We start from the raw sequence: 12,705 nt of genomic DNA on the forward strand, positions 1-12,705 counted from the left end.
TAATTCAAAACCAAAGGTAAACAAAAAACAATTCACAGTCACAAAGTTAAAAAAAATATTTGGAAAAAAATTAGATGGTTTAATGGCTCTTAATCGAGGATTGAATTTTTATTTTGTCCCTGTTGATATCTGAGTAACAATGTTCTATTTGGACAAACTGAGATAAAGCATGAAAAACAGCATCCAAATTACCAAATGGGCTCATCAATCATTCTTAAACCATCAGTTGTTTCCTCAAAACCCATAATTTTTAGAGTTTGTGTAGATGTTGGAGAGTTTTTTTTCAAAATATTTTTTGCAAGATCCAGTCTATCTTTGGGCTTCAAGTGTTGCCCTATTTTGTACTTGCCATGAATAGTTTTGGGAATAACTTTGATTATGCTAACAGCATCTAAAACTCGCATATCAGATTCAATTGGATCATATTGTCCTTCGGGCTGGTATTTTTTCATCAGTCCATTGAGTGCAAGTGTTTTTTCGTCTCTATCAGACACAAATATTCCAATTCCCTTTATTACAACACTGATGTATAGAGTATCTGCAAGCGACGCATTATGAGGATCCTCAAAATATGAGGGTAAAAATTCTAGTTCTCTGTCTGCTTCAAATCCAACCTTGTTATTTCTAGAAATATTATCTAATTTTTCACCCTTTACATGAGAATGCATGTAAACTGCATCATTTAGAAATACAAAATTCATTGGGATGATTTGAGGAAATCCATTTACATCGATACTGGATAGACGTCCCACATGTTCTTCATGTAAAAATTCTTTTATTTTCTCATATGATCTAATCTGAAGGATTCCAACTAGTCGCATAAATTAATTAAAATAAATAATATTATAAATCCAGATCATAAAAAATGCCTAAAATACAAGATAGATGAAAAATCATTATGGATGATCCGTATCTTGATGAATTAAAAAATGATTTTAAGAATTATTCGGACCAATTAAAAAAATTAAAAAAGAAACTACTAAAGGCAAATTCCACAGAATCACAATCAAAAATTATCAGGCAAATTGATTCGATTGCAAACAAAATGGAAAATAATCAAAAACAATCAGTCAAAGTAACCAAATCTAGATTAAAGGAAATGAAGAGAAAATCAAAAAAGTAATTCTACTCTTCTTTATCAAATTCTTTGGCCATTTTCTTAATTTCTAAAATTTTGCATTCCAGATTTGTGCACTCATTTTTTGATTCAGCGCCCATAATACACCATTTAAAAAATAATCAAAAACAAGAAACATTCTAAAAATTGACTTTTTCCATTCATACTTTTCATTAATGTAAATTGCTAAATTTAGGAGAAGGACACCAAAGTAGATGAATGAAATTAATGAAGAGCATGAAAATGCTACTCAAAAAGTACTAAAACTCTTAGAAGAATGGGGTTCAGAGTCAAAATTCATCTGGTTTAGAGAAATACATAGAATTACAGATATTGACAAGGGTTTACTTCGAAATGTTCTCAACGAATTAAAAAAATCAAAAGAAGTCAAAGACATGCATGGAACAAATAATAGAATATTTTTCTGCCTCAAAAAATACCATGTCAAATGCCGAGATGTGGAATTTAGATTCAAAGGAAAGGAGATCATGTTAAGGGACGGAAGCAAAACGAAAATTATTCAGGGTTCAACAAATGCAACAGAGCGTACACGAAAAAGATTGGAAAAACAGAAAAACAAACGTAGAGCAAAGGCCTTTACAAAAGCCAAAAACAAAAGACCTCACAAATCATAAAGAATCTTCAGACTGTCTTCGTGAAAAATTAAATTCTGCACGCTTGAGTTTTGCGGATTCAGCAACATCTTCAGTCATATCATACAAATTATAAAGTTCCATGTTTGGGATCAACTCGTCTTCCTGTTCATCATCCAAATCAAATTCTAGATTTGCCAAGATTTCGATATTTTCATCTAAAATATCAAGACATTTTTTAACTGATTCAGAAAGTTCGTCATCCATCACACATCATTAAAACAAGTAAAGTAAATTATTTTCTATATGTTATGGTATAGAATGCCTTATTGTTTGGCTTTTTCTCGAAGTGCAGGCATCACATGGCTTGCAAATTTATCAATTGAGCCAAAGTAGTTCTTACCCCAGAATCTAATTACAAAGTGGTTAACACCAGCATCCATGAATCGCTCAAATGTCGGAATGATGTCTTCTGGAGTTCCAACTGCAGTAGATGAACGTGCTACCTTGTCTGGGATTTTGGTAGCCGCTTCCCTCATTTTTACAATCCAGCTTTGATCAGACATTGAATATTCTGTAAAGTATTTTACAAAATCAAAGCCTTCAATTTCTTTTAATCCGTGAACTCTCAAAACTTCTGGCTTGAATAAACTAACTTTTACTGCTTCTTTCATTTTTGCCCAAGATTCCTCTGCATCTTCAGAAAAGTATACATCAATATCTAAAGCCATTTGGAAGTTGTCTTTTTCTTCCTGAGTTCTGTCATGTTTATCCATTGACACTTCAATTTGTTTTTTATGATCCTCAAATAATTCAGGAGTGTAACCGATTGGCAACCATCCGTCACCGAGTTTTCCTGTCAATTCTAATGTTCTCTTACCACCTGATGCCATGTAAGTTGGAGGACGTGGTTTTCTAATTGGTGGGGCTTGCAAACACGCACCTTTTAATTGATAATATTTTCCAGCATAATCAACAGTATTGTCCGGTGTAGAGTTATACAAAGTATGAATAACTTCAATTTGTTCTTCCCATTTTGAAACTGGTTTTTCAAATGGAATGCAAAACTCTTTTAAATTTTGAGCCTCACCTGCACCTATTCCAAGTATTGCCCTACCTTTTGAAACTCTATCAAGAGTAATTGCAGCTAGTGCTATATTAGATGGATGTCTTCTAATTGCATCGGTAACACAAGTTCCCAACTCAACATTATTTGTAACAGCAGCTATTGCAGATAACATAACCCATGGATCTAACACAGTGGCATTTTTCCATTGTGGGACATTGGTATGATCCATGTAGAAAATAGAGTCATATCCAGTTTTATCAGCAAGCATACAAGCCGTTAAAATTTGGTCTTCAGTGTAACCAGCTCTTGCGACATTTAATCCGTTTTGAATGCCAAATTTGAGTTTCTTTGAAGCCAAGTACAATTACCTTAGAGTATTAGCATAAAAAGTTTCATCAAGCTGCCAATTTCGCAGTTTATCAAGAAAATAGAAAAAAGGTAAAAAAAGGAATTTTTTACAAATTACCTGCTTTGATGTCTTCAAGACATTTAATGACGTCGTCTTTAGATATTGGGACAGGGTTTGGATCCAAATGTCCTTTATCAGTCATTACAACATCTGCAGCTTCAGAAACATCGGCTTTGAGTTCTAATTTGTCAAAACCAAGTTTTTCCATAGCTTCTTTGAATCTATCATAGAAGATTGACTTGTTATGCTTGTGTGCAACTGTAGTACAAGATGACAAGGAATAACCATGTGGCACACCTTCATTTGAGAATACATAGGACAAAGCATGTCCAAGGGTTGTAGAGCAATTACCAAATCCCATTCCAGATAACATTGAACCGTATGGATAGTTTTCAGGTTTGTCATTCATTATTGCATCATAGAGAATCTCAAATGCTTGTTTACACAGAGTTCTAGTCAAGTCATTACCGAGTTTGCTGTCATAGCCTTCAGTAGCTTGAGCACATGCATCACAGACAGAATTTTTGATGACTTGCTCTGGAGTGCCATCCATAAAATATGAATCGACTACAGCCATGTCAGCTAAAAATCTATCTTCGTGTAACAATTTCTTTTTTCCATCAAATTTTAGAACACAATAAGTTGTCATTTCAGCTCCAGTTCCAAAGGTTGTTGGAATTAAGATTTTTTCTTTTTTCATCTCAGGTGCAGCATATTTTACGACATCCATTGAACTTCCACCACCTAGTCCGATTAGGACAGATGGATCTTTGTCTTTGAATTGTGAAATCACAGTATTGACATCATCAATTGATGGTTCAGGTTTCACTTGATCATACAAGAGGTAATCCTTGATTCCCATTTTTGCCAACCATTTATCAGAAAGTTCTGGTGGAACGGTTGTTACAACTAGGGCATTTTTTGGATACTCTGTTTCACCAAGTGCGTTTTCTCCAAAGTTGATAACTTTTGGAATATGTACTGTGTGCATGAATCAAAGGTATCATTGATTATTATTATATCTTGCAATCAAAAACATGCATTATACTTTGAAATTTCTCTGAAAAGATGACAAAGTAACTAAAATTCATGACAAATAGTCAGATCAAAAAAAGGTTCGAATATTTTTTTCTGCCAAATATACCATTAAAATACCATACTTCGCACACCTAAAATGCATTTTATGTATCACAAAGTAATTGAATTAACTATTTTTGTAGATATTGAGTGAATCCCAATAGATTTGAACTCTAGTTTTCATATTCTAATCCTCTATCGATATAAGATTGCCTTTAAAACACCAATCAGACTGTATTTGATCCATCATGTCATCTATTCCTGCAACACCTGCATTATTCCCACTACAGCCAATCACATATGGTGATGGAATCCCCAATACGTTAAACTGGATTTGTAGGTAAAATCTCCTATCCTCATCACCATATCTTGTCTTGACTGTTTTTTCTTCAACATACTTTACTTGACCACGTTCATGATCTAGGCTGATTTCTGCATTGGGGTATTTTTCTAAAAATAATTGAACCTCGGGCAATTGTTCTGATCTAGAGGGGATTTCAAACGAATCAAGATCCTCCAAGATTTTGGATTCATCCCACAATCCAAAGATGGATAATACAAAAAACCATAGAAGAAATCATGACAATTCCTGCAGTAATTATTGAAATTTTAAATAGCAAAATATTGTTTTTCATTTTCTTTTTCTCAGATTCAGGCATTCATAAAACATTATATCTTATGTACAAATCCCATACAGGTTTGAACTATGATATATGAATCCTAATAGGTTTGAACTTTACTTTTCATTTTCAAATCTAGTTTATTGTGAATTCCTTTTCTGCTAAAATTTGTCTCTTTAAAATAATTAGCACTTATGACAAATTTGTATTTTCCACTCTCAAAAACTCTTATCTTTTCAGAAGTGTTAAACTTGAAATCATCCTCATATTCATAAACGTTAGTATTGGGATCATGATAACAATTTGTTCTTATTACCATCTCATCTATTTTCTTGTTTTCTTTTATTGGACCCTGTACACTGTGTACTAAAGTTACACAATCCATCCCCTCTGCTCTCAGATATGTTGAAAATATGTTGGTTCTTTTTCGGAATAATAGTCTTCAAGCCCAATTATTTCAGCATTATATATGTTGGAAGGTTCAGACAAGTTTTGTTCTCTGAAAAAAATTTCCTTTCTTCTAATCCTTACTTGCATTTTTCAGAATCCACTACTTTTGCACAGGTAAATTTACTCTGTTGGATTAATTCTTTTTGAGATTTTGTTAGACCATAAAATTCAGATGATTCTCCCCACCCCCTCTCAATTAATTTCTGTTTTGTTTCAGGTTTTACGCATGCAGGAGAGCCATCATGTTTTTGGATTAAAACCAAGTTGTCTTGGCATTGTATTTCATTAATTGCAATTCCTGATTTGTATTGTTTTAATGGGGAATTGACATTGTTGGATTCAAACATATTATTCATGGAGTTTGTTTTATCATGTATCACTATTGTTTTTCCAGGACCCAAAAAACTCGGTCCTGATTCTTTCCACTGACGAGGATCTATGGAACTGGGATTTGTGGAGCTATGAATGTGATATGTCCCAGATTGTAAGGGGGTAAGTGTAATCTTAAAATTTACAATCTCATTTGGGCGTATAATGGTGCTGTTTGAAAAAGTTGAATTCACGTTAAAATAAAGCGGGTTGGAAAGTAATTCAGAATAACCAGAAGATGAGCTGTCAGTATCATCATGTACATAGACATCAGGGAATATGTATATGTCATATGCAAAACGGTTTTGGATTTTACCAGTTATTGTAATGTTTTCTCCCACATGTGCCTCATCTGTTGAAAATGACTCAGATTGTATAAATGACGGGTAATTAAGATTAGATATTGGGTGCCCATACACTTCAATAGATTGCTGTAATGGTAATACTGCAAGAATCAGAAATGCAACACATACAAGAAAAACAATATCAATATTCACTTTGTAAACCATAATTGTTCTGATAATTGAGGATAACTGCAATGTATATTATATATTCTATATGTAGTGACAAATAAAAAAAGAGGAGATCATCACATTACTGTATTTGGCTATACAATTGGAAATTGTGATGTAATGTATGTTTCAGCGTTTTCATGAATTGTTTTTGCGTTGTCAAATGATGTTCCTTTACTGCCATCAGAATACTCAAATGAGTGACCGGTTCCTATTTCAGGAATTGTAGCCATTATGGTGTATCTCCGTTAGACAGTCCTTGTGCATCATGTATTGCGCCAAAGTTGTGTCCAATCTCATGGGCAAACAAGGTGTTACGAAAGTAACTTGAGTGATTAGGATCCTGTTCAGATAAGCCATATCCATTCTGTTTAGGATTTGCTATTCCTAACTGGGCAGCTACACCAGATTCACCACTCAGAGATTTGCCACTAGCTAAATGTACAAGATGTCGTTGTCTTGTATCATCAACCCATCTGTTATACAGATCATTATACAACAAACCCATCCAAAAATGACAGAAATTATTCTTGAGATGCTAGGTGACAATGATTACAGAAAAATGTTAGACATGCTAATTGACAAGTCAATGAAACCGCAAGAGATACTAAATGAAATCGACATCCCGCAAGCATCGGGGTATAGAAAGATTGAGGCACTAGTCAATGCAGGGTTGTTGGTAGAAGATGAAAAAATACAAGGAACCAGTGGAAGGCCTGCAGTGAAATTGACCACACTTTACCGCGGGCTGAATATGAATGTTGTAAAAAACAGAGTCACAATGCAAGTAAAGATTAGCAGAAGCATGCTGGAGAAGAGTACGATTTTAAGTACGTTGTATTCTGTGTGATAAAATAAACTCGAGTCAAGTTGGCTTATCTTATGGATCAGAGCAACCGCGTATCATCTTTGCCAATTTTATCTGCTCATCAGTAGGCTTTTGTGGAGTAAACACATCCTGATCAATTAGAGTGGATTCCCATTCATCTGCAGGTTTTGTCTGCTGATCAAAAAAGACAGGCTCATACAACAGCTTGCAAGGCCGATAAGGGCTTTGTTGGATCTTGTAAAGGCAAAAGACGAACTTCTCAAGAAACTGTTGGAGTTAATCCAGAAGATAATGAAACTGTTAAAAGAAAAGCAAGAGTATGTTCCAAAACCAAACTGACCTCAAAAAAACATCCCACAACTAGATGATTTTGGATTTGTCAATTATACTATCAATTACTAGATAGTTTCAGACAACTTTTTGATGTGAGTGGTGTTATTTTTGAATGCCAAGTCCAGTGCTTTTTGCATTTCATTTTTGTATGCTTCAATGTTCTTTTGGTTTTTCCTCAGCACTATGCATTCTTTAATAATTGGTAGTTCTGTAATATGTTTTGTACCTAGTTCATAATTCACATGCATTCCATGCGGAGTACATGTTTTGTAGCCTCCGTTTTCTATTTTGCACATGAAATGAGTATCGTTATCTAGATCAAATAATTTGTTTGGATTTTGTTTGTTTTCGGTTATTTCATAACTATATGTGACTGATGCATTATTTCCGGCATTCATGTAATAATGCTGTTCTTGGTTTATCTGACATTTATTTATGCCATCTGTTTTCAAAATTGAAAATTCGGTTTGTGGTGGATTTGCTCCACAAGATGTTATGCGTCGTGATGCATAAATAAAATCTATTCCTTCAGGACAACTATCCGATTGTGCTTGAGGTTCTGGTTCAGCATTATTTGTAAAACCAAATACGATGACTGTAAGAATTACAAAAAATAGGATTATTGGGATTATGATTAGTAGTAAAGTTTTCAATTTACAATTTTTTCTATTGATATGTCTTCATAAATAATACTATTTTATCAAGTTCAAACCTGTATGGATTTGCTACAATAGATTAGAACACTTTATGAACTTCCCATTACTCGATTAGTTGTATGATGAAGTTTTCTGTGGTTTTCTTGTTTCTAATGGGGTTCCTGACATCAACTGCATTTGCAGAAATATCGCCTAGAGAACAAATTGACAATAACGTTAAGCCTTTTGCTGTAGTCTGCAATGATGAATTAGTCCAAATTTTCAAAGTCACAAGTGGTTTTGCAGTGTGTGTATTTCCAAATTCTGCTGAGAAGTTAATTGAAAGGGGGTGGGCTACATACTATGCAACAAGAGCTTATATGGATGATGGAAAAATTGTATCAAATTCAATACATCATTGGCAACAGATAATAAAATTTGAATTGCAAAGACAAAACATTGAATATGCAGAACCTAAAGGTTATGAAAATCACAGGATAACAGATGATCAGTCATTAACTCCATTCAAATTATGTGCTACATTAATTGATAAAGACGGCAACAGGTTTTATCCAAACTTTGTTGTAACTGATTATGATCCAATAATAACTGAAAAAGTAGTATTTAGCAAAATACATCCTAATGATTGTACGAAGGAATTTTATTCTTTAGGAGAAAAAGAAAATTAAAACTAGAGTTCAAACCCATCACGGTCCACTAAACCAATCCTATTGGGATTTGAACCATTAGCGGAATTATTTATGAATGTGGTAGGCGGCTGATAATTAGATAATGAAATGCAAAGTTTGCAGTTCAGAAGACTTTGAATTTATCTCCGAAGAAAGAATAGAAGAGCCAGGCGAATATACTTCAGACACAGGATATTACAAATGCAAAAGATGTGGCACAAAATGAGAACTAGACTTCGATACCTAGATGGTCCTTTATCATTTGTTTTATTGTGTTTTTTGCATATGGGTTTAATGCTATTGCATCCCAGTTTTTTCTAGGTAATACTAGTCTTAGATTCACTAATTTTTTTACTTGTTTGTGTGTATTTTTTCCATTATTTTTTACAACAACACTGAGTCTTTTTTTGAATTTATCATAGTTTGTGTATATTTCTGACCATTTACCATGACCATACAATGACCAAAGTATTTGAGCCTGTAATTCTTGATCAGTAAATTCTTTTTTCATTAAAGTACTCCAAGGATACGTTTCTTTGTAATATATTAAATACCATATGTCATGTATTTCATACATGAGTGAGGATTCAATAATAATTCAGGTATTTGGTGCATCTCCACAAATGAGAATTGTTGATTTTTTCTTGGAATTTCCTACAAATGAGTTTACGATTAATGAAATAGTAGAAAATGTAGGTATGAGTAAGACAACTGCAACCAAATATGTTGAGGCATTAAATCAACAAGAACTCATCAAAACCACAAAGAAAATAGGTAAAACACAACCATACACGATAAACATGAAAAACCCCGTTATTCAAATGATAAAAAATGCCGTAGGAATTATGAGTGACAAGGTGGCAGACAATCAATTATCCGATGAGAAACTATTGATGAAGATAAGAAAAAGTGCAGTAACGTCAGAATCTTTAATGAGTAGAAAAAAATTACTGCAAACAGAACTAAAATATACAAACGAACATCTAAAAACCATTCCAGCACAATAACGATACATAAATTTCCACATGTTATTGATAGTGTAATTAGATATTCTACTTTAATGAATTAAACCTGATTTTGTTACAAATAACATCTAAAATTGGTTCGAATCTGTATGGATTCATTAGAACACTTTATGACTGTCTGATTTAGAGAAAAAGAAAATGAAAAGTAGACTGTTGGTAATTATTGGAATTGTTTTTCTATTTTTATTGATTCCATCTTTTTCATATGGGACGTGGAGAGAACAACCTCTTGAAGAATTATGGGCCCAAAGTCAGACAATATTTGTTGGTAATGTGATCTCTGTCCAAGTAGTAGATGTTGAAAAGACAATACAATACTCAGAAGAAACAGATGGTGTTGAAAAAAACATAGTTAAAAATTATACCATGCATTTAGATGAATACACAATTGAGATCAACAGTTTTTTGAAGAATCCTCAAAATTTTGACACTATAACTGTGAGGGAACCAACAGTAAGTGCTGGAATTTATCAGAGTACCATAAGAGGATTTGAAATTGGAGATCATGTTTTATTTTACATTAAAAATCTCAATGATATAAACACATACTCTCCAGAATCCCAAATTTTAGAAACAGAAAATAATTTATTTTATTTTCAAGATGAATTTAAAAAATTCTTGTCTATTACATCGCCATTAAAACAATTCAGGTCAGGAATTTCGTATGATGATATACAGTGCAAAGATGGTCTTGAACTAGTTGGAAAGATGCCTTATGCCCATCCAAAATGTGTCAAACCAGAATCTGTAGAAAAACTAACCATACGTGGATGGGCAACTACTAACAAAACCCTTGAACTTGCAAATCCTACAAAACATACTATTGAAAAAGACAACACTTTGTTTGAAATTCAATATTCATTAAATGGTGCAACTTTGCAAAGTATTGCGCATGATGCTAATGCCAACTCCATTCATGTTACACTAGGGGACTCTGTAGGTGGACAGATGGTAATATCAATTCCACGAGTTTTGTTAGATGCAAAAATGGGACATAACATTGATGACGTATTTTTTCTCTTAATTGACGGAGAAGAAAATATGTATGGAGAGAAAACTACCGATGATGCTAGAATTATCACTGTGTGGTTTCCAAAAGGTACACATGACATTGAGATCATTGGGACATATTGGATTTGATTTTAAAAATGAAAATTAGAGTGCAAACCTGTATGGATTCGCTATTGATCATTAAAACTCTTTATGACCATCTTAATTTTAGTTTGAATAATTATGAATGCCGTAAACACATTATTTGTTATTAGTGCAATTATAGTGCCACTAATGCTACTTTCATTAAATTATTCTGCGATTTCTGATTTTTACGAGTTTTCAGTTCCTTTGAACAGTCTAGTTGTTGGGCCAAATTTTTTTGGAGACATGAAAGAATTTAAAAAAATATTTCAAGATCAAGAATCTATATGTTTTATCACTCTTAACAAGAATTTCTATTGCTATGGAAAACCCAGAATGCATGGAGATTATCCATTGTCAACGGTGATTGGTCCAAACGGAATTGATGGCGAACTTCATTTCAATCCAATTGATCAAGGAGTAGGTTATTTTACAATGAAAAACATGACTAGAATTTCAGGTGACACTGCACTTGTGACCTTTGCAGACAAGAACTATCGTGTTGGAAACAAGGATAGAACAGATTACGAGATTACTGACAAGTTTGAATTCTCATCTGTAATTAAAAAATATGATTCATTTATTGCTAAATGTAATAACTATGAGGGAACAAGCGTGACCATAGTGCAATATCTTGGAGTTAAAAGAATTGGCAGTGTTGATTATTTTCTTACATGGCACATGCTGGCAGATTCTGAGACGGGAATAAAATGCAAGTATCCTGAAATCATTAAACACAGCCTAAATCATAATTTTGGAGAACTATGAATTCTAAATTTGTGATAATTCCTGCAATTATCATTGGAGTATCAATACTTGCAGTATTTGCAATTGATTCTGTAAACTTGGACAAGTTATGTGCCGAGAAGGGAGGAACACGAAATGGCGATGTCTGTCTGATTGAACTTCCTTTGGCAACACCAGATGTTGAAACTGGTTTTGACCTATCTGGAATTACCGTGATAAAACCAAACACCATGAAATATTTCTATTATCCAAATCCTGAAGACACTGAAAATCGAGACGTGTTTCAAAAATTTATTCTGATTCGTCTTCCTGAAGAATTAGGCGGTGGTGCTGATGATATTTCGGCATTTAGAGCGTACAGTGCATTATCTGTGGGTGATCATTGCCTGATAAAATATTGGCCCCATGAGGGACGAAAAAGAATTGAGGACCCATGTTGGGGAAGCATGTATAGAGCAATTGATGGATTGTTGACAGGCGGGCCAAAACCTGTCATCAATACAACTCCTGTTGCTTTGCCTCAACTTGATTTGTCTCTTGATGAGAATGGTTCTTTGTATGTGGAGCCACCAACATGGACTCTGGATGAAAACGGTGTAATTGGTGTAGGTCGCCAAATATCACTTGATGAAATTAGTACAGGATCTCAAATTCTAATGGATTCATTTGAAAAATCACATCCACATTACCCCTTGATTCCTTTGAATTTTGCAGGGCATACACTGTCTGAAATTCAGTCTGATGGGAATCGAGTTGTACTTCGATATTTTGATTTTACATCCATGTACGGATACCTCACATTTGATATTGGATTGGCAACTGCCCAAGACCAGCAGTACTTGTTAAATCTGGTAAAATCAAATTCAGAGTTTTGGCAAATAGGTGACACTGTAATTAGAATAGGCGGAAATGCTTTTGAGAAAAATAACGAGCCAGACAAATTTAAGGAATATGAAATTCAATTCATCAAGGACGGATATAATTTCAGAGTAGGTGGTAAGAATCTTGAATTTATGAAAAAGGAAATTATTGCAAATTATTTCCCAGATTTTGAATATAGTGACCTATTCTTAGTTTCAATCACGGTGAAATAGAAA

Annotated in this window: 21 protein-coding genes; 10 read left to right on the plus strand and 11 right to left on the minus strand. The window is 33.6% G+C overall.

The genetic code is table 11. From position 1 onward, the window contains the following. Positions 1-188: 188 nt before the first annotated feature. Positions 189-821 carry a pyridoxamine 5'-phosphate oxidase family protein gene (locus C5F50_RS08810; RefSeq protein WP_179370989.1) on the minus strand — a complete coding sequence of 211 codons (633 nt, stop codon included), beginning with the start codon at positions 819-821 and terminating at the stop codon, positions 189-191. A 77-nt stretch (positions 822-898) separates the two neighbouring features. Here C5F50_RS08810 and C5F50_RS08815 point away from each other — a divergent pair, with 77 nt between their 5' ends. Both C5F50_RS08815 and C5F50_RS08820 read left to right on the plus strand, forming a co-directional pair. Beyond that, complete coding sequence (locus tag C5F50_RS08815; protein ID WP_179370990.1) at positions 899-1,123, plus strand: hypothetical protein; 225 nt, start codon at positions 899-901, stop codon at positions 1,121-1,123. A 209-nt stretch (positions 1,124-1,332) separates the two neighbouring features. Then, a complete protein-coding gene (locus C5F50_RS08820; protein ID WP_179370991.1) occupies positions 1,333-1,752 on the plus strand; it encodes a hypothetical protein in 420 nt (139 codons plus the stop codon). On the opposite strand, the gene C5F50_RS08825 is transcribed toward C5F50_RS08820, so the two are convergent. From C5F50_RS08825 to C5F50_RS08860, 8 genes are all read right to left on the minus strand, one after another. Next, positions 1,747-1,977 carry a hypothetical protein gene (locus C5F50_RS08825; protein WP_179370992.1) on the minus strand — a complete coding sequence of 77 codons (231 nt, stop codon included), beginning with the start codon at positions 1,975-1,977 and terminating at the stop codon, positions 1,747-1,749. The genes C5F50_RS08820 and C5F50_RS08825 overlap by 6 nt on opposite strands. Before the next feature lie 59 nt (positions 1,978-2,036). Further along, positions 2,037-3,143, minus strand: coding sequence for an LLM class flavin-dependent oxidoreductase (locus C5F50_RS08830; RefSeq protein ID WP_179370993.1), 1,107 nt, complete (start codon positions 3,141-3,143; stop codon positions 2,037-2,039). A 91-nt stretch (positions 3,144-3,234) separates the two neighbouring features. Continuing rightward, a complete protein-coding gene (locus C5F50_RS08835; RefSeq protein ID WP_179370994.1) occupies positions 3,235-4,179 on the minus strand; it encodes an iron-containing alcohol dehydrogenase in 945 nt (314 codons plus the stop codon). Between the two features lie 273 nt (positions 4,180-4,452). Next, positions 4,453-4,785: a hypothetical protein gene (locus tag C5F50_RS08840; RefSeq protein ID WP_179370995.1), complete on the minus strand. Its 333-nt coding sequence runs from the start codon at positions 4,783-4,785 to the stop codon at positions 4,453-4,455. 200 nt (positions 4,786-4,985) lie between these two features. Then, positions 4,986-5,270 carry a hypothetical protein gene (locus tag C5F50_RS08845; protein WP_179370996.1) on the minus strand — a complete coding sequence of 95 codons (285 nt, stop codon included), beginning with the start codon at positions 5,268-5,270 and terminating at the stop codon, positions 4,986-4,988. A gap of 142 nt (positions 5,271-5,412) precedes the next feature. Next, on the minus strand, positions 5,413-6,213 hold the full coding sequence (locus C5F50_RS08850; protein WP_179370582.1) for a hypothetical protein: 801 nt from the start codon (positions 6,211-6,213) through the stop codon (positions 5,413-5,415). Between the two features lie 98 nt (positions 6,214-6,311). Beyond that, positions 6,312-6,449, minus strand: a complete 138-nt coding sequence (locus C5F50_RS08855; protein ID WP_179370997.1) for a hypothetical protein — start codon at positions 6,447-6,449, stop codon at positions 6,312-6,314. Then, positions 6,449-6,718: a M12 family metallo-peptidase gene (locus tag C5F50_RS08860; RefSeq protein ID WP_179370998.1), complete on the minus strand. Its 270-nt coding sequence runs from the start codon at positions 6,716-6,718 to the stop codon at positions 6,449-6,451. The genes C5F50_RS08855 and C5F50_RS08860 overlap by 1 nt, the downstream gene beginning before the upstream one ends. A 12-nt stretch (positions 6,719-6,730) precedes the next feature. Between C5F50_RS08860 and C5F50_RS08865 the strand changes: the two genes are divergently transcribed. After that, positions 6,731-7,066 (plus strand): helix-turn-helix transcriptional regulator, encoded by a 336-nt coding sequence (locus C5F50_RS08865; RefSeq protein WP_179370999.1) that lies wholly within the window; start codon positions 6,731-6,733, stop codon positions 7,064-7,066. Between the two features lie 146 nt (positions 7,067-7,212). After that, positions 7,213-7,413 (plus strand): hypothetical protein, encoded by a 201-nt coding sequence (locus C5F50_RS08870; protein WP_179371000.1) that lies wholly within the window; start codon positions 7,213-7,215, stop codon positions 7,411-7,413. A 30-nt stretch (positions 7,414-7,443) separates the two neighbouring features. Here C5F50_RS08870 and C5F50_RS08875 read toward each other — a convergent pair whose 3' ends face one another. Then, positions 7,444-8,031, minus strand: a complete 588-nt coding sequence (locus C5F50_RS08875; RefSeq protein WP_179371001.1) for a hypothetical protein — start codon at positions 8,029-8,031, stop codon at positions 7,444-7,446. A 122-nt stretch (positions 8,032-8,153) separates the two neighbouring features. On the opposite strand from C5F50_RS08875, the gene C5F50_RS08880 reads away from it, so the two are divergent. Together C5F50_RS08880 and C5F50_RS13290 are read left to right on the plus strand one after the other, a co-directional pair. Beyond that, entirely contained in the window at positions 8,154-8,702 is a 549-nt protein-coding gene (locus tag C5F50_RS08880; protein ID WP_179371002.1) for a hypothetical protein, read from the plus strand. A 103-nt stretch (positions 8,703-8,805) separates the two neighbouring features. After that, positions 8,806-8,928: a hypothetical protein gene (locus C5F50_RS13290; protein ID WP_280924447.1), complete on the plus strand. Its 123-nt coding sequence runs from the start codon at positions 8,806-8,808 to the stop codon at positions 8,926-8,928. 3 nt (positions 8,929-8,931) lie between these two features. Here C5F50_RS13290 and C5F50_RS08885 read toward each other — a convergent pair whose 3' ends face one another. Then, a complete protein-coding gene (locus C5F50_RS08885) occupies positions 8,932-9,213 on the minus strand; it encodes a hypothetical protein (protein ID WP_179371003.1) in 282 nt (93 codons plus the stop codon). Between the two features lie 64 nt (positions 9,214-9,277). Between C5F50_RS08885 and C5F50_RS08890 the strand changes: the two genes are divergently transcribed. The 4 genes from C5F50_RS08890 to C5F50_RS08905 all read left to right on the plus strand — a co-directional run bounded on the left by C5F50_RS08890 (position 9,278) and on the right by C5F50_RS08905 (position 12,702). After that, complete coding sequence (locus tag C5F50_RS08890) at positions 9,278-9,709, plus strand: winged helix-turn-helix domain-containing protein (RefSeq protein ID WP_179371004.1); 432 nt, start codon at positions 9,278-9,280, stop codon at positions 9,707-9,709. A gap of 156 nt (positions 9,710-9,865) precedes the next feature. Then, positions 9,866-10,867, plus strand: a complete 1,002-nt coding sequence (locus C5F50_RS08895) for a hypothetical protein (protein WP_179371005.1) — start codon at positions 9,866-9,868, stop codon at positions 10,865-10,867. A gap of 93 nt (positions 10,868-10,960) precedes the next feature. Continuing rightward, complete coding sequence (locus tag C5F50_RS08900; RefSeq protein WP_179371006.1) at positions 10,961-11,629, plus strand: hypothetical protein; 669 nt, start codon at positions 10,961-10,963, stop codon at positions 11,627-11,629. Then, complete coding sequence (locus C5F50_RS08905) at positions 11,626-12,702, plus strand: hypothetical protein (RefSeq protein WP_179371007.1); 1,077 nt, start codon at positions 11,626-11,628, stop codon at positions 12,700-12,702. The genes C5F50_RS08900 and C5F50_RS08905 overlap by 4 nt, the downstream gene beginning before the upstream one ends. The last annotated feature ends 3 nt before the right edge of the window (positions 12,703-12,705 follow it).

This window comes from Nitrosopumilus ureiphilus (assembly GCF_013407185.1).
In the GTDB taxonomy this organism is placed as follows: Archaea; Thermoproteota; Nitrososphaeria; order Nitrososphaerales; family Nitrosopumilaceae; genus Nitrosopumilus; species Nitrosopumilus ureiphilus.